Origin of the sequence: Niallia tiangongensis (assembly GCF_044704065.1) — a bacterium.
In the GTDB taxonomy this organism is placed as follows: Bacteria; Bacillota; Bacilli; order Bacillales; family Cytobacillaceae; genus Niallia; species Niallia tiangongensis.
This window is the reverse complement of the sequence record NZ_CP162613.1, coordinates 585,314-608,361: the sequence shown is the minus strand read 5'-3', so window position 1 is coordinate 608,361 and position 23,048 is coordinate 585,314. Positions and strand designations below refer to the sequence as shown.

At 36.4% G+C, this 23,048-nt stretch carries 19 protein-coding genes and 2 pseudogenes; 5 read left to right on the top strand and 16 right to left on the bottom strand.

Translation table 11 applies throughout. The features are described from left to right. Positions 1 to 142 precede the first annotated feature (142 nt). Complete coding sequence (locus tag AB3U99_RS03045) at positions 143 to 706, bottom strand: TetR/AcrR family transcriptional regulator (protein ID WP_400245323.1); 564 nt, start codon at positions 704 to 706, stop codon at positions 143 to 145. A 257-nt stretch (positions 707 to 963) separates the two neighbouring features. Between AB3U99_RS03045 and AB3U99_RS03040 the strand changes: the two genes are divergently transcribed. Next, a complete protein-coding gene (locus AB3U99_RS03040) occupies positions 964 to 1,875 on the top strand; it encodes an SDR family oxidoreductase (RefSeq protein ID WP_400245321.1) in 912 nt (303 codons plus the stop codon). A gap of 263 nt (positions 1,876 to 2,138) precedes the next feature. Further along, positions 2,139 to 2,624: a CBO0543 family protein gene (locus AB3U99_RS03035; protein ID WP_400245319.1), complete on the top strand. Its 486-nt coding sequence runs from the start codon at positions 2,139 to 2,141 to the stop codon at positions 2,622 to 2,624. Between the two features lie 106 nt (positions 2,625 to 2,730). Here the strand turns inward: AB3U99_RS03035 and rlmD are convergent, their stop codons facing one another. The 6 genes from rlmD to AB3U99_RS03005 all read right to left on the bottom strand — a co-directional run bounded on the left by rlmD (position 2,731) and on the right by AB3U99_RS03005 (position 8,685). Next, positions 2,731 to 4,101 carry a 23S rRNA (uracil(1939)-C(5))-methyltransferase RlmD gene (gene rlmD, locus AB3U99_RS03030; protein WP_400245318.1) on the bottom strand — a complete coding sequence of 457 codons (1,371 nt, stop codon included), beginning with the start codon at positions 4,099 to 4,101 and terminating at the stop codon, positions 2,731 to 2,733. Between the two features lie 141 nt (positions 4,102 to 4,242). Beyond that, a complete protein-coding gene (locus tag AB3U99_RS03025; RefSeq protein ID WP_400245317.1) occupies positions 4,243 to 5,202 on the bottom strand; it encodes a diacylglycerol kinase in 960 nt (319 codons plus the stop codon). Positions 5,203 to 5,638: 436 nt separating this feature from the next. Beyond that, positions 5,639 to 6,556, bottom strand: coding sequence for a hypothetical protein (locus tag AB3U99_RS03020; RefSeq protein WP_400245315.1), 918 nt, complete (start codon positions 6,554 to 6,556; stop codon positions 5,639 to 5,641). Between the two features lie 91 nt (positions 6,557 to 6,647). Next, complete coding sequence (locus tag AB3U99_RS03015) at positions 6,648 to 7,733, bottom strand: hypothetical protein (RefSeq protein WP_400245312.1); 1,086 nt, start codon at positions 7,731 to 7,733, stop codon at positions 6,648 to 6,650. Next, entirely contained in the window at positions 7,730 to 8,200 is a 471-nt protein-coding gene (locus AB3U99_RS03010; RefSeq protein ID WP_400245311.1) for a hypothetical protein, read from the bottom strand. Before AB3U99_RS03010 ends, AB3U99_RS03015 begins: the two co-directional genes overlap by 4 nt. Continuing rightward, positions 8,197 to 8,685, bottom strand: coding sequence for a sigma-70 family RNA polymerase sigma factor (locus AB3U99_RS03005; RefSeq protein WP_400247938.1), 489 nt, complete (start codon positions 8,683 to 8,685; stop codon positions 8,197 to 8,199). The genes AB3U99_RS03010 and AB3U99_RS03005 overlap by 4 nt, the downstream gene beginning before the upstream one ends. A gap of 255 nt (positions 8,686 to 8,940) precedes the next feature. Here AB3U99_RS03005 and AB3U99_RS03000 point away from each other — a divergent pair, with 255 nt between their 5' ends. Together AB3U99_RS03000 and plsY are read left to right on the top strand one after the other, a co-directional pair. After that, positions 8,941 to 10,620, top strand: coding sequence for a hypothetical protein (locus AB3U99_RS03000; RefSeq protein ID WP_400245309.1), 1,680 nt, complete (start codon positions 8,941 to 8,943; stop codon positions 10,618 to 10,620). 157 nt (positions 10,621 to 10,777) lie between these two features. Next, the gene (gene plsY, locus AB3U99_RS02995) at positions 10,778 to 11,398 is read left to right on the top strand and encodes a glycerol-3-phosphate 1-O-acyltransferase PlsY (protein ID WP_400245306.1); all 621 of its coding nucleotides are present in this window, start codon (positions 10,778 to 10,780) and stop codon (positions 11,396 to 11,398) included. Between the two features lie 581 nt (positions 11,399 to 11,979). Here the strand turns inward: plsY and gatB are convergent. The 4 genes and pseudogenes from gatB to AB3U99_RS02975 form a co-directional block, all read right to left on the bottom strand. Continuing rightward, on the bottom strand, positions 11,980 to 13,407 hold the full coding sequence (gene gatB / locus AB3U99_RS02990) for an Asp-tRNA(Asn)/Glu-tRNA(Gln) amidotransferase subunit GatB (protein ID WP_400245304.1): 1,428 nt from the start codon (positions 13,405 to 13,407) through the stop codon (positions 11,980 to 11,982). 12 nt (positions 13,408 to 13,419) lie between these two features. After that, positions 13,420 to 14,877 carry an Asp-tRNA(Asn)/Glu-tRNA(Gln) amidotransferase subunit GatA gene (gene gatA / locus AB3U99_RS02985; protein WP_400245302.1) on the bottom strand — a complete coding sequence of 486 codons (1,458 nt, stop codon included), beginning with the start codon at positions 14,875 to 14,877 and terminating at the stop codon, positions 13,420 to 13,422. Between the two features lie 14 nt (positions 14,878 to 14,891). Next, positions 14,892 to 15,182 (bottom strand): Asp-tRNA(Asn)/Glu-tRNA(Gln) amidotransferase subunit GatC, encoded by a 291-nt coding sequence (gene gatC, locus AB3U99_RS02980; RefSeq protein WP_031538078.1) that lies wholly within the window; start codon positions 15,180 to 15,182, stop codon positions 14,892 to 14,894. Between the two features lie 280 nt (positions 15,183 to 15,462). Continuing rightward, a pseudogene (locus tag AB3U99_RS02975) lies at positions 15,463 to 16,289 on the bottom strand (VanW family protein). 236 nt (positions 16,290 to 16,525) lie between these two features. Between AB3U99_RS02975 and AB3U99_RS02970 the strand changes: the two are divergent. Continuing rightward, complete coding sequence (locus AB3U99_RS02970; protein WP_400245299.1) at positions 16,526 to 16,957, top strand: MarR family winged helix-turn-helix transcriptional regulator; 432 nt, start codon at positions 16,526 to 16,528, stop codon at positions 16,955 to 16,957. An 85-nt stretch (positions 16,958 to 17,042) separates the two neighbouring features. Here AB3U99_RS02970 and AB3U99_RS02965 read toward each other — a convergent pair whose 3' ends face one another. From AB3U99_RS02965 to AB3U99_RS02945, 5 genes and pseudogenes are all read right to left on the bottom strand, one after another. Further along, the gene (locus AB3U99_RS02965; RefSeq protein WP_400245297.1) at positions 17,043 to 17,471 is read right to left on the bottom strand and encodes an organic hydroperoxide resistance protein; all 429 of its coding nucleotides are present in this window, start codon (positions 17,469 to 17,471) and stop codon (positions 17,043 to 17,045) included. Between the two features lie 179 nt (positions 17,472 to 17,650). Next, positions 17,651 to 18,109 carry a YueI family protein gene (locus AB3U99_RS02960; protein ID WP_400245294.1) on the bottom strand — a complete coding sequence of 153 codons (459 nt, stop codon included), beginning with the start codon at positions 18,107 to 18,109 and terminating at the stop codon, positions 17,651 to 17,653. 169 nt (positions 18,110 to 18,278) lie between these two features. Continuing rightward, positions 18,279 to 19,394: a CamS family sex pheromone protein gene (locus AB3U99_RS02955; protein WP_400245292.1), complete on the bottom strand. Its 1,116-nt coding sequence runs from the start codon at positions 19,392 to 19,394 to the stop codon at positions 18,279 to 18,281. Continuing rightward, on the bottom strand, positions 19,391 to 21,415 hold the full coding sequence (gene ligA / locus AB3U99_RS02950) for an NAD-dependent DNA ligase LigA (protein ID WP_400245290.1): 2,025 nt from the start codon (positions 21,413 to 21,415) through the stop codon (positions 19,391 to 19,393). The genes AB3U99_RS02955 and ligA overlap by 4 nt, the downstream gene beginning before the upstream one ends. Positions 21,416 to 21,435: 20 nt before the next feature. Then, positions 21,436 to 22,983 (bottom strand): annotated as a pseudogene (locus tag AB3U99_RS02945) (3'-5' exonuclease); the annotation flags it as partial. Between the last annotated feature and the right edge of the window lie 65 nt (positions 22,984 to 23,048).

Sequence of the window (23,048 nt, the reverse complement as noted above, 5' to 3'; positions counted from 1 at the left end):
GTAATCCACTTGCAATTGCTGTCGCCACTATACTTGAGTTGGTAGCACCGCACCGGCTCTAACATCTTCTCGCTTGTTACTGAATAGCCGCTCCTTCTTTACGAACACTACTGATTTAAGCGACACTCCCAATGAATCAAGATTATTCGGTGGACTGCGACCTTATCTGCTTTTCAGTTTGTCTTAAATTTGATACGACTGGAGCACTGATTTGTTTGAATACTGAAGTTAGTTGAGTAGCAGTTATTGGTGTTCCTAGCAAAAGCCATTTTCTTAAAACAAGATGTATCCCACCTGCAAAAAAACAATTAAAATATTCAATATGCGAGTGATCCTGAAACTCACTATTCATTTGTTGCACTAGTCTTTCAAAGCGGAACATGATTTGAAAATCAAGATTTGCCCGAAACAGGCTCTGTAAAAAATGATGATATTTTGTGAAAATTACACTTAAAATATGAAATACTTCATCATATTCCAACTTTGATAAATTATGGATGTAAAACTCATTTAGAATATCATCCAGATGTTCTAGCAACACATCTTCTTTATTTTTATAATTACTATAAAAAGTTTGTCTCGAAATCCCGGCCTTCCTACATAGCTCTGAAATACTAATTTCATCAAATGATTTATACTCTAAAAGCAATAAAAAAGCATCCAGCAATAATGCTTTAGACTGAGTGATCCTAGCGTCTTCTTTCATGTCATTTCCTCCTTTTAACTTTACAAAAAGTAACTGACTGTCCATTAGTCCGGTTTGAATATTGATACAGAAATATTTATCTAATATAATAAATTAAACTTACAACTGTCCAGCAATTTGATAATAGTCAAAGTATCTTAACATCAATCTATAAATAAGGGTTACTATAATTAAGATATAAAAAACCGATAAGACATGAGATGTAAAATTAAATATTAAGGAGTAGGTGCTATTATGGGAGAAAATATGAAACGTAATTGGACCTCCGCGCTGATATCCCATCACAAAAAGGGCGCTCCGTTGTTATTACAGGAACCGGTGGAATCGGATATGAAATAGCATTAGAGATGACTCGGGCAGGTGCTGAAGTGATAATGGCGGGCCGCAACAAAGATAAAGGTGAAGAAGCAATTAGAAAGATTAAAGCAATAAATCCGTCTGGAATCATTCATTTTGAAAAACTTGATTTAGCTGATCTTGCATCAATTGAAGCATTTAGCGAAAGAATGAAGGCACAACGCAAAAGTTTGGATATTCTAATTAACAATGCAGCAGTAATGAATCCGCCTAGCCGTATGCTTACAAAAAATGGATTTGAACTACAAATTGGTACAAACTATCTTGGACATTTTGCATTAACAGCACATTTACTCCCTCTTCTGAAAAAAGGAAAGAACCCAAGAGTGGTTACGTTGAGTAGTATAGCTCATCTTTCAGGTACTATAAATTTCGATGATCTTCAATCTGAGCACAATTATAAACCAATGGTAGCCTATTCGCAGTCAAAACTTGCATGTCTAATGTTTGCATTTGAACTACAACGAAGAAGTGATGCTGCAGAATGGGGAATTAGCAGTTTTGGTGCACATCCGGGAATCTCAAGGACAGAATTAATTCCTAATGGAGCCGGAAAGAATAGCCTTGCGGGTATTGCTCGCCGTTTGTTTGGACCAATACTCTTTCAGCTACCTGCCCATGGAGCCTGGCCATCACTTTATGCTGCGACCGCCAAAGAGGCAACAGGTAGGAATTATTACGGCCCTTCCAAAATGAATGAGATGAGAGGTTATCCTAAGATAGCAAAAATTGCACCACAGGCAAAAGATGTTCAAGTTGCATCAAAGCTTTGGGAAGAATCTGAAAAACTGACGAATGTTAAGTTTGTTTAATTATTCCTTAAGCGCTTTTATTCCTCGACAATAAATACGAAAACTTTTAATATTATTCCTTGTAAAAGGACTAGAGCAAGGCACATACAGCGTATCCATTGTGCTCCTTGCTCTTTTTTACCCATTAAATAAAATAGGACGAGAATGGGACAAAGTACCTGTCCCCTCGTCCCATTTCCCCTCGTCCCATTCCTTAAAAATTTAATTAAATTGCATAAAAAATCGGGTAAATCATCACTCTATTTCTATAGAGGTGAATTATTTTGAAAAATAAATTAGAAAAAAGAATTGAGTTATCAGCCTGGATTATTATGTCATTTTTATTATTAGTATTTGTACCGAGAAATAAAATTCGAGAAGCACAATTATCATTTTTGTTTAAACAGGTTCTTACTTGGATATTTGGTTTACTCGTAGTTGAAAAAAATCTAATTTCCTATCCCTCTCGTTTATTTTTCAAAAAAGCTAATAAGAGTAGTTTTACTTTTGAATATTTTGTTTATCCAGCATTATGTTCATTTTTCAATCTGTATTACCCAGAGAAAAGAAGTACCTTTTATAAATTTTGTTATTACTTTTTGTTTTCAGGAATTATCACAGGATTCGAAGTAGTTGGTTGTAAATACACGAATTTAATAAAATATAAAAACTGGAAATGGTACTGGAGCTTTATAACAATGTGGGTTACTTATTATATTTCGCGAATCTACTACAGATGGTATTTTAAAGATAAATTAAAGGCCCAGTAGTATAATAAAGAAGCTCTAAAATATAGGTACACGCCTGCAAGCATCAACAAAAAACCCGTATCCTTCTTTAGGACACGAGTTTTATTTTATAATGTTTATTACTGCTTTACAACACCAACGATAACCTCGCCACTGCCTCCACATGCATGGTCTGTGGAAACATATCCACAGGCTGGACTTCTTCCGTTTTATAGCCGCCGTCTTCCAATATCCGCAAATCACGAGCTAGAGTAGCTGGATTACAGGACACATAGACAACTTTTTTCGGCTTCATATCAAGAATGGTCTGTAATAATGCTTCATCACAGCCTTTTCTAGGTGGATCTACTACTAAAACGTCTGCTTCATTTCCTTCTTTATACCAGTTGGGGATAACTACTTCTGCTTCTCCTACTGCGAATTCCACATTGTGGATATCATTTAATAGCGCATTATTTCTTGCATCTTCAATGGCTTGTGGAACAATTTCGACGCCAAATACTCGACTTGCCTTTTTGGCTAAAAATAATGAGATTGTCCCAATTCCACAATAGGCATCGATTACTTTCTCTTCCCCCTTTAGATCAGCATATTCTAGCGCTTTCTCATAGAGTACCTTTGTTTGGTCTGGGTTCACTTGGTAAAAAGAACGAGCTGAGATAGCAAACTTCACATCGCCAATATAATCAGTAATCGTTTCTTCTCCCCACAGAACCTTTGTTGTCTCTCCCATTATTACATTCGTTTTTTTGTTATTCACATTGTGGATAATTGATTTAATATTTGGCACTTTTTGAGCAATTTCATCAACAATTGCTTTTCGATTGGGGATATCCTGTGTACGAGTGATTAATACAACCATTACTTCCTTCGTAACCAGCCCTCTTCTCACCATAATATGACGTAGATCTCCTTTATGACGTGCTTCGTCATAGGCACGAACTCCATATTTCGAGCAAATATCCTTTACTGTATTTACGACATAATCATTTTCCTCTTGCTGAATCATACACTGTTCCATATTAATGATTTGGTGGGAGCGTTGTTGATAGAATCCGCCAATAAGGCCACCCTCCTGCTCACCGATTGGAACCTGTGACTTATTACGATAGCGCCAAGGATTTTCCATACCAAGCGTTGGATGGACAGTCGTATTGATTTTTCCAATCCGCTCAAGGACATCCTTTACATGCTTATGCTTCATTTTCAGTTGCCCTTCATAGCTTAAATGCTGGAGTTGACAGCCCCCACATTCCTTGTAAATAAGGCATGGAGCTTCTACACGATAAGGACTTCTTTCTGTTATCTCCATTAAACGGCCAAAACCATAATTCTTATTTGTCTTAATTACTTTTACGGTTGCTTTTTCACCTGGGAGTCCATTGGGGATAAATAGTGGATAACCATCTACTTTTGCAACACCTGAACCATCATGGGTTAAATCTTCAAAAACTATATCTATTATATCGTTCTTTTGAACGGGTAATGTTTTACTCATTATCGTCTTCCTTTACATCGATATTTCCGAAAAAAATAAGCGTGGTAATTGTAACATATTATCAGGAAAGCGCAAGCCTCTTCATTATGGAAAAAATTTAGGGGGACTCAAAACAAAAAGTGAGGGGATTTCTTATTCCTCTCACTCCTCTGTATTGTCTGTTGGTGATACATCTTTATAATCCTTCATATCAGGTCGGTCTTCATCTCGAATTTCTTCAATTGGCACAAATAACTCAAAGTGGCGATATAAATTAATAAATTCAGCTGGTAATAAGCCGCCAAATTCTCCATCAAGATTTAATTGTACCTTATCGTCAGAGCTAACTTTAATGTGATTCGCATTCGTATAAATGACGTTCGGATCATTTATATGTTCTCCGCGGAGAGCAAGTGTAGCTATTCGAATGAAATCTGCAAGGTTTGCCTTTTTTAAAATTAGCAAGGAGAAAAGACCATCATTAATAGAAGCTCCAGGAGCTAACTTTTCAAAACCACCAACTGAATTAGTAAGGCCAACTAGAAATAACATAGCTTCCCCTTCAAAGAGCTTCCCATCATATTCGATTTTCACATGCGTTGCTTTAATGAACGGCAGCATTTCCATGCCCTTTAAATAGTAAGCAAGTTGTCCTAGCATAGTCTTCAGTTTACTTGGAACCTCATAAGAGATTTCCGTTAACTGTCCACCACCACTAATATTGATGAAATATTTATCATTCATTCTTCCAATATCAATTGGGATTGTATCTCCTTTTGCGATTACATCTACCGCTCCCATGACATCTCTTGGAATATGCAGCGCTCTTGCGAAATCATTCGTCGTTCCTACAGGAATAATCCCAAGCCTTGGGCGATATTCTTGCTCAGCCATTCCATTTACCACTTCATTGATGGTTCCATCCCCACCAGCAGCAATAACAAGATCATAGCGTCTTTCTACTGCGACTCTTGCTGCATATGTCGCATCCTCGGGACCCGTTGTGGCATGACAGGAAGTTTCATATCCTGCCTCTTCTAATCTTTTTAGCACTTCTGGCAAATGTCTTTTAAAAGCTTCTCGACCAGAAGTCGGATTATATATTATCCTTGCCCTTTTCATTTTTTCATCATCCTATAATCAAAATTCATTTTTTTCCATAGCCAATAACATCATATACGATAGCACTTGCTTAGGCAATTTTTAACTCTAGCTACTACCATGTTATGTGGCATATATAGATAAGTGTCCAGCATTAGCGTTTCTTCCCACATTATAACCCAATCTATTAGTTCACCATACTTTCCTTTCCTCTATTACAGGATTTTTTCTATTAATCAAACGTTTGATTAACTTTTTTCCGACACCCAGAGTCACAATTCTTTATCAATAGAGGAAATCTGACAACAAAAGAGACACCATTCGATAAGAATAGCAAATAGTTCCCGGTTCAAAAAAGGATGATTTTCCTCAGGAATACTTCATTCATCGAGTCCAATCTATCCTTTTTCATCTGCTTTAATGGTAAAAAGCAACTATGGATGTATGTTTTACCTTGTTAATGATTTGTTAAATCTAATGATCCACTGTCAAAAACGTGGATAGCAGGACTGCCTTTTCCCTTTTGTAAAATCGCTGTTGTCTCGCTGTCAGCCTTTGCATCCTCTGTACTTGAATATTCCCATTCCTCTCGATCACGATTATTAATGATTGTATCATTGACGGAAACTTTAACATTTGCTGTTTCATCTAATATTAAATCAATTTGTGGAACATTATTGACTGTCCAATTACTTTTTAAATCACGAGGATTTAAGGTAATGTCATTATTCAAGTCAATAATATCTAACTTCTTATTCGTTGGCACAAGTATCCTTGTATGTATGGAAGAATAGTCTGTATAAAATTCAGACATGCGATAAGGCAATTGTTTTATGCGTACAAATAAAGTATCTCCCTTTTGGGACACATGGAGATAATCCTCTGGCTTCGAAACATCTAATTCCTTCGATTGCACGGTGCGAAAGGTTCCGAATAATGATAGAACATCTTCATTTGTTCCTTCTATTGTAACCGGATTTTGTTGACTTTCTGATTCAATGACAATTCTTTTAATGTTATCCTTCATTGCATAATTAAATTCTGGCAAATCTTTTGTTACTTCTTCTCTTTTTAATCCTTGTTCCACAATATCCAAAATACCCGTAGATTGGAGGAAGACCATCGATATCCCTGCAGTACCAATTATTCCAACAATAATAATACTGAATAGATCAAAGCTTAAATAAGGTTTTTCCTGCTTGGAGGAAAACAAGTATAATAAAATTTCCATTCCAAGAATAACTAAAATAATTGGCCACCAAACTTTTAATACGGTCACAATCTGCCAATCAAAAAACTGTGTAAGTAATAGAAAAACTCCTAGAAATACTAAAGATAAGCCCATTGAAAAAGTGCCAACCCGCCATTGTCTCATTCTCTTCTCTCCTTATGTAGCTATTGGCCTTTTGAATGGGAAAATCAAAAAGCCAATAGGATAATCTATCTTTCTATTTCCTCGAGACTTCTTACATTTTTTTCTTTTTCGTTCCCTTTAACAAATGAATTCCACCTAAAATAAGAACAAGACAAACAATTCCGGTCTGGAAATATTGGTAAAAGAAGAAACGTAAATCAATATCTATTATGTCTCTAATGATAGGCGAAAATATTGGTAGGATAATATTAATCATTAAATAATATAAACCAATAACGAGTAGACCAATTCCAAACCATTTCTGGTAGTTAATTAGATACGCAATAACTGGTACATCCTCTAACTCCTCTTCCCCTACCTTTGACGCTTTTTGCAATCCATCAAAGAAACTATAAAACCAAATAATAGGGATAACGAATAAAAAGAGACCTAATCGTAATTCATTGAGAATAAAGATAGAGAACAAGAAGCCTGCCATTAGCTGAATCCCTCTTTGCTGCAAACCTAAATATAAATGACCCGCACCTGGAAATACAGATAAGAAGGTTGCAATAAATTTACTTTTCTTCCCTTCTTCTCGATTCTTTTCAAAATCTTGAAAAATGGTAATATCCTCAAGTGTTTCCCCTTTGAGTTTTTTATTAAACTGCTGAGAGACATCGTAAAAACCGTAAATCCAAATAACCGGTAAAATCGCCAAGAATAATAGAAATTCATTCGTATAGGTTAGAAATGCGATAAATAAAATCATGATTCCTAAACCTAGAAAAGCTGTTAAGAGCGTTATTCCTCGGTATACTAATCCTAATTGAATATGACCTAAACCAGGAATAAACGACAATACTATTGTATAAAACCGTTCAGACTCAGCTGTTTTTACTAATACAGGCGATGCCTCCCCATTTTCTGTTTTACTAGCAAAATTGACCCGCTCCTTTAAATAGCTACTGGTCGTAATTAATGTATCGAGAAAACTAATACAATAGATAAGAAAACCAATAACAATTGCGACAAATGTCCATTCACTGTGATACCACGAATGAATAAGGAACAAGGACATAAATGCTAGTCCAAATACAGCTAGCCCATATAAAAAGCCTCGTAACTTTTTCCCAATATAGAAAAGACCTCCACCTGGAAAAAATGCTAAGATTGTTGCAACAATCGGGTTTTTCATTTCTTAAAATCCTCCTTTTTACTACCATCGAATGAATCCATCCAGGCAAATGTCTTATCCACTAACCCGCCTGATTTTGGCTCTTCTTTAAAAGATACTTCCGCTTTTTGGATTGTTTCTGTATGTTTTATAATCGATTGAAAAAATCCTGCCGACATCAGAATCAATGTGAGACTCGCGGCAATGGCATAATGGAATATGGATGATTGATAAAAAGGACGTTTCCTTTCCCCTACTGTTTCCCTATCCATATTTTCATTTGTTATTTGCTTCATAATGTCATTCATAAAAGCTGCTTCATCTGAAATTGAAGGAAGTTTCTCCTCTTGCATGTCTACTGCATCTATATATAATTCTAAGCATTGATCGCATGTATACAAATGATCTTCAAGCAGGATTCTTTCTGTCTCCTTTAATTCGTCCTTTACATACTTCATCCAATGTTCTTTAGAATAATGTGTTGTCATAAAAAGTCTTCCTCCTTCCAATGCGTTTTGATCCAGAGCCTTGCGCGATACAGCTTCATTTCAATCGTTTTCACTTGCACATTTTGTTCAGATGCCATTTCATGATAGCTTTTTTCTTGAATGTAAAAACCATAAATGACATCCCTATAATTAGCCGGTACTTCCTTAAGCCTTTGTTGAACAAGCTTTTGTCTTTCCCGCTTTATCACTTCTAATTCTACATTATCAGCACGAGAGCCTCCTATGTGAGATTCCAATTCTTCTGCCATCTCTTCTTTTCTTCTTTGCTTTTTTCTTCTCATATCAATGGCATGATTGACAGCAATTCTTGTAATCCATGTTTTAAAACCTTGATTCTCGTATTTTGGGAGAGAGGTATAGATTTTAATAAACACTTCCTGCGTCGCATCTTCTGCTTCTTTCTGATCTTTCAAAACACTATATATCGTACGAAACAAATAGTCTCGATGCTTTTCTACTAACAGTCGAAATGCGTGATCATTTCCTGCTTTTACTTTGTCAATTAATACTTGATCACTAATGGCCTCTCCCCCCTTTCTTAGCCATTCTATAATAATAGACGTAAACGGATTGCCATCCCCCTACAGTCTTTTTATTATTTTTGCTTTCTTCTTATTTTTATTTGCATTGCTCTCCTTTGTAATAGTACCATTATTAATTGAAACTTTTTACCACTTCTTACGTATTTACTCTATAGCAATTATTAAAGGAGAATGTGTATGCATTATTTATTTGCCTTACTGGCTTTAACACTAAATCCGTTCATATGGAAAAGCCATCTAAAAAAACAAAGATTTCTGGTCTTTCAGGTCATACGATTGCTTGCCGGGATTCTCATTATTTTTTGTCTTGATTATTTTCAGCTAATTGATCATTCCTTACAGGCTCTGTTTAAATATGGTGCTATTTACATTGCTTTCTTTTTATTTTTAGATTTACTATTTGGAAAAGTAAAGGGATATAAAATAACTGGAATTCTATTTTTATACTTTGTCTTATTTAGTCTATATGTTCAATTTATCTATCCAGTAACCATTACAGGAGATAAATATCATTTTGTACAAAAAAAGGCTACCGTTATCGAGAAGGAAGCTGTTTCTACAAATGAAAAGCATATCGTTGTTGTACCGGAAAGCTATGCACGTTATCGAAGTGAAAAAAAGCTTGGGGAGATTGCTCATCCTTCCTATTACGATTTAGGAAACTCTACTTTACAGAAAATTGATGATCATCTCTATTGGGTAACTCCGATTGAATACACAGGATTTTTTAAGTGGGTAAAAGGAAATGACGTTCCTGGCTTTATTAAAATGAGCGCAGAGGACGAAAATGAAGATGCCATCTTAGTTAAATCGTCCATGAAGTACGTTCCATCTGCATACTTTAATGAAGATGTAAAACGTCTTGTCAGAAATAAGCATAAGGATACAATTCTACTTGAAGCAAGCTTTGAACCAGATGACAATGATAAACCTTATTACGTTATTCCTTATGGACAGTTCAATAAATTCCGAGAGATTGTTGATATTAAAGGAATTTATATCATTGATCCGGCTACTGGAAAAATAGAGGACTATACTATGAACAATATTCCTGATTTCATTGATCATGTCATTCCTACAAGCGTTGCTGAGGACTGGAATGAGTGGTATGGAAAATATATTCATGGTTTCTGGAATACTCTTTTTGCAAAAGAAGATATGAAATTACCAACCGCTTGGGAAGATGTAAACGAAGTAAATGGTGTATTTAATGAAGACTTACAATTGCATTGGTTCACTGACTTCACCCGTCCGAAATCAGATAGCGGCAGTATGGTTGGTTACTCCATGATTAACGCTCGCACCGGTGCTCTTACCTTCTACACCGAAGCAAACGGTTCTTTAAATGGTAAATCTGCTATCAATGTTGCAGAAAAAACCTTCCGTGCCCAAAAGTACGAAGCTGGTACTCCGCTGCTTTATACGATTTATGGACAGTTCACATGGGTTGTCCCGCTTATGGACAGCAATCATGTATTAAGAGAAATTATGTTGATTAACGCAAAGGATGAAAAGGTGTATAGTTATCATACCGAAAAAACAAAGCTTTTTAATGATTATAAATATGCACTTGTTACCCTTCTAAAAAATGATAAAACTGTCCCTAACAATATTGCCGACCAAAAAACAATAACTGGAACTGTCAGCTATGTATATAAATCAGAAGTTGAAAATAGCACGATTGTAAAATTCATGCTAGATGGAAATAAAACCATTTACCAAGTTTCATCAAATGATTTTCCTTATAGTATTTTCCTAGAAAAAGGGATGGAACTAACTGTAGATTATGTAGATACAGAAGAAGTGATTGTTACGGTTGAAAAATTGGTAGTAGAGGAGAAAGATTTAAATCAATAAAATCTATTGATTAAATAGACTTAAATAAAAAAACAGCAGTTATTATTTTATAATATAGGGAGAAGGGAACAAACTTCTCCCTCTTGCTGCATAGAATAAAAGAAAAGAACAAAAATAGTGTTTTATACTAGTAACATAAGATTATGTCAAAGGAGAAATGCACTTGATTATTATTATCGTAGCTTCTTACTTAATCGGTTCTTTTCCAACTGCCTTAATTATCGGCAAGGTTTTTTATGGCATCGACATTCGTAAACATGGCAGCTTTAATCCTGGAGCTACTAATTCTATTCGCGTGTTAGGCAAAAAAGCTGGGATTGCCGTATTACTGCTTGATGTCGGAAAAGGAGCGCTAGCCGCATGTTTACCCTACTTGCTTATGGTAGATGTAAATCCGTTATACACTGGATTAGTCGCAGTCATTGGTCATTGCTTTCCTATATTCGCTAGATTTCGTGGTGGAAAAGCAATTGCAACAACTGCGGGAACCCTTCTCGTTGCCAATCCAGCTTTGTTTTTCATTACCTATTTCGCATTCTTTGCTGTCATTTTTATAACAAAATATGTATTTCTAGGTAGTATTTCTGTAGGAATAACCATTTTCTTATATGCTCTATTTTCTCCTACTATCCAGCATGACTGGCTCTTTTTCTTGTTTTTATTACTATTAATCTTTCTACATCGCTCTAATATCATAAATTTTATTCATCATAATGAACCAAAAATAAACGATAAAAATATAAAAAAGGATCGAATTAACCCGAAGAAAATAGGCTGATTCCCCTTCATTGGACAAGCTTTTTAGTAAATTGTAGATTATGGACTTTTCCTGGGAAATACTGTCGAAATTTCAGAAATCAGCTTATTGATATGTACAAATTCGATAGGAATGATAGTTTCCTACTTTGAAATGATCATAGTAAAAAAGATGTAAAGGTTTTAAATCGTTTATAATATGAGGGAATGGTTCATCCATTCCCTTTCTCTATTTCATTTAGCTCAAATAGGCTCTGTGACGACTTCTTCTCTGTTACCTTTGTCTGCTTTTTTTCTTGCTCTCGGGCACAGAGGACGCTTCTCTGTTACCTTTCCCTGCTGATTCTCTTGCTCTCGGGCACAGAGGGAGCCTCTCTGTTACCTTCTCCTGCTGATTCTCTTGCTCCCGGGCACAGAGGACGCTTCTCTGTTACCTTTCCCTGCTGATTCTCTTGCTCTCGGGCACAGAGGAAGTCCCTCTGTTACCTTTTCCATATCTTTTATTCCAAACGGGCACCGAACTTCTTCCTCGTAACAAAGAAAGCTGCCAACAATACCGCTTTTCTGCGTTTGCTGACAGCTAAAGGAGATAACTCCCCTGTTTTATCTTTTATTCATTTCCTCAACTAACAATTTGTTAACCATTTGTGGATTAGCTTGTCCTTTTGTCGCTTTCATCAATTGACCAACAAGGAAACCAATTGCCTTTTGTTTTCCGTTTTTAAAGTCTTCAATTGATTGAGGATTGTTATCCAATACTTCTCCGATAATTTTTAATAATGCACCTTCATCGGAAATTTGTACTAGTCCCTTCTCTTTGACAATCGCTTCTGCATCTCCACCATTTTCAATTAACTCTTTAAAGACTTGCTTAGCAATTTTACTAGAAATCGTTCCATTTCCAATTAGCTTAATCATACCAGCAAGATTTTCTGGAGTTAGCTTTACTTCTGCTAACTCCTTCTGTTCTGCGTTTAGATAAGCAGAAACGTCTCCCATTACCCAGTTAGAAGCAAGCTTTGGCTCTGCTCCGTTTGCAACAGTGCCTTCGAAGAAATCAGCCATTTCCTTCGTAACGGTTAATACTTTCGCATCGTACTCTGGTAAGCCCCATTCTTCCATGTAACGCTTTTGTCTTGCATCTGGTAATTCTGGAATTTCTGCACGAATTCTTGCTTTCCAGTCTTCGTCGATATACAAATCTGTTAAATCTGGTTCTGGGAAATAACGATAATCATCTGAACCTTCTTTTACACGCATTAATAATGTTGTACTTGTTGCTTCATCAAAGCGGCGTGTTTCTTGATTAATGACTCCGCCTGAAGATACAACTTCTCTTTGGCGCTGCTCTTCGTACTCTAATCCTTTACGGACAAAGTTAAAAGAGTTTAAGTTTTTCAACTCCGTTTTTGTTCCAAATTCCTCTTGCCCTACTGGACGAATTGAAATATTAGCATCACAACGTAAAGATCCTTCTTCCATTTTACAATCAGAAACACCTGTATATTGAATGATTGATTTCAATTTTTCTAAGTAAGCATATGCTTCATTTGGTGTACGAATATCTGGCTCAGAAACAATTTCAATTAATGGCGTTCCTTGACGGTTGAAGTCCACTAAGGAATATCCTTTCTCATGATTCAATTTTCCTGCATCCTCTTCTAAATGAACACGGGTAATGCCAATTCTTTTCTTATAGCCATCGACTTCAATTTCAATCCAGCCATGTTCTCCAATCGGCTTATCAAATTGGGAAATTTGATAAGCTTTCGGATTGTCTGGATAAAAATAGTTTTTACGGTCAAATTTTGTTTCAGTCGCTATTTCGCAATTTAATGCCATCGATGCCTTCATGCCAAATTCTACTGCTTTTTTATTTAAAACAGGTAGTACGCCAGGATAGCCTAAGTCGACTACTGTCGTATTTGTATTCGGCGCAGCACCGAAGTGATTGGGACTTGCTGAGAATATTTTTGATTGTGTTTTTAACTCTACATGGACCTCTAGCCCAATGACTGTTTCAAATTCCATTTTTTTCACCCCTTACAGCGTTGGTTTTTGTTTATGATAATCCGTTGCCTGTTCGAACGCATAAGCTACTTTGTACACAGATGCTTCATCAAAGTGTTTGCCGATAATTTGTAAACCAAGCGGTAAACCGTTAGAGAAGCCACAAGGAACCGAAATACCTGGTACGCCAGCTAGGTTCACTGGAATTGTCAATATATCATTTGCATACATCGTTAATGGATCGTCTACATTTTCCCCTAACTTAAAGGCAGGAGTCGGAGTTGTTGGCCCAATAATGACATCATACTTCTCAAATACATCTTCAAAATCTTTTTTGATTAATGTACGTACTTTTTGTGCTTTTTTGTAATAAGCATCATAATAGCCAGAGCTTAGCGCAAAGGTTCCAAGCATGATTCTACGTTTAACTTCATCTCCAAATCCTTCTGCACGAGAACGCTTATATAGATCGATTAATGTTTCCACATCATCTGCACGATAGCCATAGCGAACACCATCAAAACGAGAAAGGTTTGCAGATGCTTCTGAAGAAGATAATAAATAATAAGTTGCAAGGGCATATTTACTATGTGGCAAGGACACTTCTTCCCATGTTGCGCCCAATTTCTCTAGTACCTTTAAGGCATCTAAAACAGATTGGCGAACAGCTTCGTTTACTCCTTCTGCTAGATACTCTTTCGGCACAGCTATTTTCATGCCTTTTATATCTCCGGTTAGTCCTTTCGTAAAATCAGGAACCTCTACATTTGCCGAAGTAGAATCCATTGGGTCTAATCCAGAAATGGCATTAAGCAAGAAAGCATTGTCTTCTACCGTACGTGTAATTGGTCCAATTTGATCCAGGGAGGATGCAAATGCAACTAGACCAAAGCGTGAAATTCTTCCATATGTAGGTTTTAAGCCGACAACCCCACAGAATGCGGCTGGTTGACGAATGGAACCACCAGTATCTGATCCAAGCGAAAAGAGTACCTCGCCTGCTGCTACAGATGCGGCTGATCCACCTGATGATCCACCAGGAACAGTTTCAAGATTCCATGGATTTTTCGTTTTTTGGTAATAAGAATTTTCTGTTGAAGATCCCATAGCAAACTCATCCATGTTTAGCTTTCCGATTGTTATAGCCCCAGCTGCTTGTAGCTTGTCCATAACAGTTGCATTATAAATTGGTTGGAAATTCTCTAAGATTTTACTAGAACAAGTTGTTCTTAAATCCTTCGTAACAATATTATCTTTAATACCAATCGGCATTCCAAATAGGCTCCCTGAATGTTCCCCATTTACAAGCTTTCTATCTAGTGCACTAGCGTGTGATAGAGCATTTTCTTCATCTAAAGTCAAAAATGCTTGTACTTTCTCATCTACATTTTTTATGCGATTATACGATTCCTTTACTAAATCAGTAACAGATATCTCTTTTTTATGTAATAATTCCTGTAAATCCGTCATCTTTTGATCAAAAAGACTCATATGTTTTCCCCTCCTTACTCAATGATAGATGGTACTTTAATTTGTCCATCCTGATGATCTGGTGCATTGCGTAAAACTTCTTCAACAGGTAATCCCTTTGTTGGTACATCTTCACGCAATACATTTTTCATATCTAATACATGGGAAGTTGGTTCAATTCCCTCTGTGTCTAATTCATTTAGTTCTTCTGCAAAAGAAATAATAGCATCTAATTGCTTTTGAAAATGCTCCGCTTCCTCATCCGATATCGCAAGTCTAGCAAGATTAGCAACATGCTTTACTTCTTCCTTCGTAATTCTTGACATATATATGTCACCTCCATCATTATACGTACAACACAATAATCTGATAATATCAAACAAAACGTTAGGAAAGCAACCGAAAGAAGGAATATATCTTATTAGGAGGCTGTTTCCTCATAGATTGTTGTTGTTTCTTATAATTAGACATTAAAAAACAATAGACTTTATACTTTACTAAATTGATACAATCTATCCAATTATATCATCATCCCCCTCTTCGTTGCTCGTCCCATTTTAGCTTTGAGTTAGAAATTTATAAGAAAAAAAGAGGGAGATCCCTCTTTTACGTTGTATTTTCAGTCGAGGAAAGGAGTGGTTCGTACATCATTAATGCATGATTTTCTGTAATATACTCTTCCTCCACTAATACGCCTCTTCTATTAAATTTTTTCCGGTAGATTTGATTATGACGAATATAGCCTCCGAAATATGCCGGTGTGATTTGATGCTCTTTTTCAAACACCTCATAACGAGATAAACTAGGGGATGTTCCTAGCCATTCCCCTTTTAAATGGGTATCCGTTACTTCTAAGCATATTTGAAAAGTTGTATCTGTTTCATTTTTGATTTGTAGGTCTAAATAATTGTAGGAACAAGTCGCTCCACTTCCGAATGGCTGTGTTCGGTTAGAATCTGGAAAAACATCATAGCTATGGCGATGCCTTTCCACCACTGTTAATGGAGTATGTAATGTCATCCAATAAATCAGATTAGAAAGCTGGCACAGTCCTCCACCAACTCCGGTCCGATAGCTTCCAGAATAAAGAACCATTCCGTCTACAAAACCCTTTTTATAAGTGGGCTTGCCAATTGTTCTCCAATAGGAAAAGGTTTCTCCTGGTTCTAACACAATCTGGTTTATTTTTGTTACCGCTACTTTTAAATTGATAATTTTGTTATACTGCAGCTTCATATCAACATCCTTTAATTCTCTTAGCAGCATTGTTTTATGGGCAAAATAGGAATACGGTAGTAATGCAATTTGCTTTTTCTTTGCATATTGCTTTCTCGCTATCATCCATTGCATAAATCTCTTTGTGGTATAATATTTTTCCCCGAAATAAAGACGTAAGGCTGACCTTTTTTGGGTCTTAACGCTGTTATATCCATAGATACTCTCTCCATTTTTTCCCTTTTCTCATTTATTTCGCTAACTTTTTATTAAATCCTTCTTTTTTCTAAGCTTGTTGTTAGACATCAAAAGCCTGTTCTTATTAGTAAAAGTCCATTATTCACGAAACAGAAATTGCTTTATTTTTCTCATTCTCGGCAAATAGATAGGAAATTAAAGCAAAATCCGATACAATAGTTTATATTTAGAAGACTAAAAAGCTAGGTGACGAACAATGAATGAATTAGACTCTTTAAAATTAGAAAACCAACTTTGTTTTCTTTTATATGCAAGTTCTCGGGAATTGACGAAAAAATATAAGCCATTGTTAGAGGAGCTAGATGTAACCTACCCACAGTACCTAGTTCTTTTACTTCTATGGGAACATAAAAGTCTTAGTGTGAAGGAAATGGGAAATTATTTATACCTTGATTCTGGCACACTAACGCCGATGCTTAAGAGAATGGAACAGCAACAATTACTTCAACGTAAGCGATCCCTTGAGGATGAACGTTCCGTACTAATTACCTTAACGGAAAAAGGAGCTTCTCTACAGCAAAAAGCAAAATGTATTCCAACCGAAGTTAGCAAGCTTTTCGGAAAATCAGACGAAGAACTCAATGAATTAAAGCAATCTCTTTTGAATCTCTTGCAAAACCTTACGTAATTCACCATGATCTAAAATAAGATAAACGATAAAAAGAGAGAAGATAAAAGTTTTAATACTTTCTTCTTCCCTCTTTTAGGTTATATTATGCTGTAACTACTTCTAATTGTACTTCAATATTTCCTCTAGTTGCTTTAGAGTATGGGCAGAAATTATGGGCTTTGTGTACAAGCTTTTCTAATATTTCCTTTTCAATTCCAGTTCCTTTAACAGATAATTTCACACCTAATTTAAAGCCTTGATCTGTTTCATCCTTTAGTAAGCTAACACTCGCTGTTGTTTCAGAGTCAAAGTTTACTTTTTCTCTCTGCGCCATTAATTGTAACGCACCATCAAAGCATGCCGCATATCCAGCTGCAAATAATTGCTCAGGATTTGTTGCATCCTCCAATTCCTTTGCTCTTTGAGTTCCTGGCATCGCTGTATCAAATTGAATAACATAGTCTTCTGATTCTACTCGACCTTCTCTTCCGCCAGTTGCTGTAACAGATGTTGTAAGAATTGTTTCGCTCATGATTAATTCCTCCAATAATTTATTATTTTCTACATATACATTGTACACAATATAATTTTACAAAACAAATATTCTGCACTTTCTTTTTTTATTTACCTTTTTCAAAAGAAGTAAACATGCCTACAACAATTAATTCAAACCAAAAAGCCCAAAAAGATTTCTCTTTTTGAGCCTTTCTCTTATTTACTAAACCATTTTCCAATCGTCGTAAATAATCCCTTTTTCTGATTATCTTGCAATGATTCCTCTTCTGCTGTATCACTTTTTTGTTTCCCTATATAAATATCTTCTTTATTTATCGCATAATCATAAGCAATTAATAAGCCAATTTCACTATCTGCCTCTTTGTTTGTTACAATCGTGTATTCCATATTGGCTTGATTAGCTTCCTTAATATATTTCGATAAGTATGAATAGTCTAAATGACCATTTAAATATAATTTCGCGCCATTATTCTTTTGCATAGCATCAAGTATTTCTTTATAGGGCGATGGTTCAATTACTTGAGATTGATTTAATGCAAGCACAACTCTTTCTCTTAGGGTACCAAGAAATTTTCTGCGTTCCTCTGGCTTCGTCTCCTTTGCCCCATACATACCCTTTTGCATATAATCATCTAAGTTAGGGTTTGATGACATACTCACAACTCCTTCAAATAGAATCCTCTTTTCATACTATACTCTACTCTGCTAATAAAAAAACTTGTACCTTTTTGAAATTTTTTTGTCATGATACAAAAAAGAGAGAGACAAGCATCATTAATTCCACTTTTTTAAGGGAAGCATGATGCCTAGCACTCTCTGGTTATTACTGATAAATATGAATATACGGTTCTTTTGCATCCACATCACGAACGATTAATGATTCTGGACCGTATACAGATGTAATACTAACCTGTACAGAGGATGTATTATTTGGAGGAAAATATTCCATAACCTTCCCTGCTACGAATTGAGTGAAGCCAAGTGCTTCTGCTTCTCCATAAAACTGAATTGGAATCTCTATGCTTAAATTCTGCATTTTATCATTAACATAGAATGCTCTTCCGACAACTCCATTAAAGTTGGGGAAATATTTTTCTATATCTTGCTTAAAATAAGAAAATGCATCTACTTCTGACTTATAATTTGTATCAGAACTTGGGAATAATACATATTTTTCATTAATATTTTCCCAGTCACCCATACTTTTGCTATTTCCTGCAACCTTTGCGTAAGCAAAGAAGTTTCCAGGCACAACAGAGGAGCTTTCTTTTTGTTCAAAAAGAGAGATAATGATTGGGACCTGTTCAAGTCCTTCCACTCCTCTAATTCTTTTTACTACCTCCGCTGCTATTCTTTTCCCTTCTTTTTCAAGCTTTGATCGATCTAATTTAAGTTCTTTTGCTGCTCCCTTTTCTTCATAGGAATAGACAGAATTCATGGCCAAACCAATTGATATTCCACCAAGCTTTAAACTATTATCATCAGTCTTCACTAAGTAATCATGTTCAAGGATATGGGCTAAATAAATAGGCTCTTTGCCTTTATCCTTACCAGCTGGATTTAAGCCTTCAGGATTTTCTTTCGATTTTCTCCCTAACCAGCTTGTAATTAAACTTCTATCTAAATACTGTCCTTCTTGGAAAAAGTATTGTTCCGGATCATACGCATTTTGCGCAATTCGCATTAAGCCTGTTTCAAATTCGGCAATATCATAGCGTGTATTTAAATTATTTACAACTAATCCCCTTGCTTCAGAGGCTTTAAATGGAACAACTACCTTGTAATAATCTTCGGAGATTTTATAGTTTGGTATAATCGCTGTTTCTGTCGTATTACTATCTACGTCTTCTGTCTTTACTTTTTCTTCTTTATTAAAGTTTGGTGCACAAGCTGATAGGACTAATACTAGGCCAAGCACCATCATTACGTGTTTTTTCATTGATTAAACACACCTTTGTTCTTCAATTCTTCCAAAAGTCTTTCCTCATCCCACACTTCAATGCCTAACTGTTCTGCCTTTGTTAGTTTGCTTCCCGCATCTTCTCCCGCAATGACTAAATCCGTTTTCTTGCTGACACTTCCGGTTATTTTACCACCTAGCAATTCGATTTGGTCTTTTGCTTCGTTACGAGAAAGCTGTTCTAACTTTCCTGTTAATACAATTGTTTTGCCAGCAAATGCGGAATCAGCCTCTTCTGTTGCTACTGGTAATGGTCCGGTATATTCCATGTTGACGCCGTATGTTTTTAACTCCGTAATTAATTCCAACACTTCTTCCTGTTCGAAAAAAGTGACAATGGAATCGGCCATCTTTTCGCCAATTTCATTAATAGCTGTTAAATCCTCTTTCGTAGCTTCCATGAGCTGATCCATCTGTTTAAATTCCATCGCAATTGTTTTTGCTGCTTTTGCACCTACATGTCTAATTCCTAAGCCAAATAACAGCCTTTCAAGGGAGTTTTGCTTTGATACCTCTATTGCTTGCAATAAATTATTAACAGACTTTTCGCCCATTCTTTCTAATTGAATGAGTTGCTCATATTCTAATGCGTATAAATCAGCAACATCTTCAATTAATTTTTCAGAAAATAATTGGCTCACTACTCGCTCACCAAGCCCGTCAATATTCATAGCATTTCTAGAAACAAAATGAATTAAGCCTTCCCTAATTTGCGCCGGACATTTTGGATTAATACAGCGCAATGCTACTTCTTCCTCTAATCGAACAAGTTCACTATTACATTCTGGACAATGAGTGGGCATCAGAAATTCTTCTTCTTCCCCCGTTCTTTTTTCCACTAGAACATTCACTACTTCTGGAATAATATCGCCAGCTTTTTTGACAACAACCATGTCACCGAGTCTAATATCTTTCTCCCGTATTAAGTCCTCATTATGTAAAGATGCTCTTTTCACCGTTGTCCCGGCAACCTTTACTGGTTCTAATACAGCAGTTGGCGTCACAACACCTGTTCTACCGACATTTAGTTCAATATTAAGGAGCTTTGTCATTACTTCTTCTGCGGGAAATTTGTACGCTATCGCCCATCTTGGACTCTTTGCAGTTGTTCCAAGCTGCTCTTGCTGAGCTAAACCGTCTACTTTTATCACAATTCCATCTATTTCATATGGCAAGTGTGGGCGTTTCTCCTGCCAGCCTTCAATGTACTGTAAAACGTCCTCAATTGTGGCACATTTTTTTCTTTCTTTGTTTGTTTTGAATCCAAGTGTATCTAGTAAATTCAGTCCTTCACTATGGGATTGAACACCAGTCTGACCAACATCCCCAATAGCATAAAGGAAGATATCCAAGTTTCGTGATGCAGCAATTCGTGGATCTAATTGGCGTAAAGAACCAGCCGCAGCATTTCTAGGATTGGCAAATGGTTCTTCTCCATTTTCGTCCTTTATTTTATTAAGTGCCTCAAAAGATTTTTTCGGCATAAACGCTTCGCCACGAACCTCTAGACTGACCGGTTGATTTAAACGGAGCGGAATGGAACGAATCGTTTTTAGATTCGCTGTAATATCTTCTCCAGTTGTTCCGTCTCCTCGCGTTGCTCCTTGCTCAAATAAGCCATTCTCATATCGAAGGGAAACAGCAAGCCCATCTATCTTTAATTCACAGACATATGAAAAATCTTCCCCAATAGCCGCACGAACCTTCCGATCAAAATCGCGTAAATCCGCCTCATTAAATGCATTCCCTAAGCTCAGCATCGGCTTTTGATGCTGAACCTTCGAGAACATATCCAATATTTCTCCACCAATTCGCTGTGATGGAGAATCATTTGTTTTTAAGCTTGGAAATTGTTCTTCCAAACGGATTAATTCATTTAATAATGCGTCATATTCCGCATCAGGAACAGAAGGATTATCCAGAACATAATATTCATACCCATATTGATTTAATAAATTATGCAGTTCTTTTACTCGCTTCTCTGCAAGGTTTTGTTCCATATACCCTTTTCCTTTCTTCCTTATCCTTTTTGAATCGGTGCAAACTTAGCCAATAGTCGTTTAATGCCTACTGGGCTTGGAAATGCAATGTCTAGCTCTTTTGAATCGCCTTCCCCTTTTACACTCACAACCGTACCAGTGCCCCATTTTCCATGGACTGCTTTATCGCCTACACTCCATCCGATTCCTTCTCCACCTGTTGCAACTGCAGCAGGACGAATAACAGCCTTTCTCGTTGGTTGCTGTTGTGAATAAGAGCTTCGAGAGCCGCTTTGTGCTGGAGACATTCTTTGTCTATTCGAAACGGGATTTAGACCTTCAAGCAAATCTTCCGGAATTTCTTTTACAAAACGAGAAGGTGGATTCATATTGGTACGTCCAAATAAAGTTCTCATCTGTGCATTACTTAAATACAACTGCCTCTCTGCCCGTGTAATCCCTACATATGCAAGACGACGTTCCTCTTCCATTTCCGTTTCTTCCATTAATGAACGGGAATGCGGGAAGACTCCTTCTTCTAAACCAATTAAGAAAACAATTGGGAATTCCAAACCTTTTGCAGAGTGCAATGTCATTAAAACAACAGAATCTGCTTGTTTTCCGTCATCATCCAATTTATCAATATCGGCAACTAATGCTAAATCCGTTAAGAAGGCAATTAATGATTTATCATCATTTGCTTCTTCAAAGTTTTTCGACACAGACATAAATTCTTCTATGTTTTCTAATCTACTTTGCGCTTCAATTGATTTTTCCGCTTTTAACATGTCTACATAGCCAGATTTATCGATAACTTCCTCGACAAGCTCTGTCACAGATAAATATTCCTGCATTCTCGTGTAATTTTGAATCAAATCACGGAATTCACTTGCAGCCTTTGTAATCTTTGGACTTAAGCCAATTAATTCAACGGCTTCTAACGCTTGATACATGGACATATCATGCATAGCTGCGAAATTAGCTATCTTATCAACTGAACTGGAGCCGATTCCACGTTTTGGAACATTAATTACCCGTTGGAAACTAATGTCGTCATCCGGATTTGCGATTAGGCGGAGATAGGCCAGGGTATCCTTAATTTCCTTTCGATCGTAGAACTTTATACCTCCAACAATCGAATATTCAATATTTGACTTAAGAAGCATTTCCTCCATTACACGTGATTGTGCGTTTGTTCGATAAAGGATTGCTATATCTGCTAAGTTAAGGGAACTTTCTCTTCTTAATTCCTGAATCTTCCCAATAACAAATTGCGCTTCCCCTTGCTCACTATCAGCTCGGTAATAATAAATCTTGTTGCCATCTTCATTTTCTGTCCATAAATTTTTATCTTTACGACCAGAATTATTGGCAATGACCTGATTCGCAGCCTGCAAAATGCGTTTTGTGGAACGGTAGTTTTGTTCCAGCATAACTACTTTTGCATTTGGATAATCCTTTTCAAAAGAAAGGATATTCGAAATATCTGCACCACGCCATGCATAAATAGACTGATCGGAATCACCTACTACACATAGATTGCGGAATCGGCTTGCTAGAAGCTTTACCAGCATATATTGCGATCTATTCGGTTGCGATAGGTAAGAGTTTGAAATCATCTCCGTCTTTTCCCCCGCTTAGCACCGTACGTGAG

Coding starts and splice junctions, on each gene's coding strand:
- AB3U99_RS03000 (WP_400245309.1), top strand. CDS start 8,941: ATGCATTATTTATTTGCCTTACTGGCTTTAACACTAAATCCGTTCATA.
- AB3U99_RS03015 (WP_400245312.1), bottom strand. CDS start 7,733: ATGAAAAACCCGATTGTTGCAACAATCTTAGCATTTTTTCCAGGTGGA.
- AB3U99_RS02970 (WP_400245299.1), top strand. CDS start 16,526: ATGAATGAATTAGACTCTTTAAAATTAGAAAACCAACTTTGTTTTCTT.
- AB3U99_RS03010 (WP_400245311.1), bottom strand. CDS start 8,200: ATGACAACACATTATTCTAAAGAACATTGGATGAAGTATGTAAAGGAC.
- AB3U99_RS03045 (WP_400245323.1), bottom strand. CDS start 706: ATGAAAGAAGACGCTAGGATCACTCAGTCTAAAGCATTATTGCTGGAT.
- ligA (WP_400245290.1), bottom strand. CDS start 21,415: ATGGAACAAAACCTTGCAGAGAAGCGAGTAAAAGAACTGCATAATTTA.
- AB3U99_RS02965 (WP_400245297.1), bottom strand. CDS start 17,471: ATGAGCGAAACAATTCTTACAACATCTGTTACAGCAACTGGCGGAAGA.
- gatC (WP_031538078.1), bottom strand. CDS start 15,182: ATGTCAAGAATTACGAAGGAAGAAGTAAAGCATGTTGCTAATCTTGCT.
- gatB (WP_400245304.1), bottom strand. CDS start 13,407: ATGGAATTTGAAACAGTCATTGGGCTAGAGGTCCATGTAGAGTTAAAA.
- AB3U99_RS02960 (WP_400245294.1), bottom strand. CDS start 18,109: ATGTCATCAAACCCTAACTTAGATGATTATATGCAAAAGGGTATGTAT.
- AB3U99_RS02955 (WP_400245292.1), bottom strand. CDS start 19,394: ATGAAAAAACACGTAATGATGGTGCTTGGCCTAGTATTAGTCCTATCA.
- rlmD (WP_400245318.1), bottom strand. CDS start 4,101: ATGAGTAAAACATTACCCGTTCAAAAGAACGATATAATAGATATAGTT.
- plsY (WP_400245306.1), top strand. CDS start 10,778: ATGCACTTGATTATTATTATCGTAGCTTCTTACTTAATCGGTTCTTTT.
- gatA (WP_400245302.1), bottom strand. CDS start 14,877: ATGAGTCTTTTTGATCAAAAGATGACGGATTTACAGGAATTATTACAT.
- AB3U99_RS03020 (WP_400245315.1), bottom strand. CDS start 6,556: ATGAGACAATGGCGGGTTGGCACTTTTTCAATGGGCTTATCTTTAGTA.
- AB3U99_RS03025 (WP_400245317.1), bottom strand. CDS start 5,202: ATGAAAAGGGCAAGGATAATATATAATCCGACTTCTGGTCGAGAAGCT.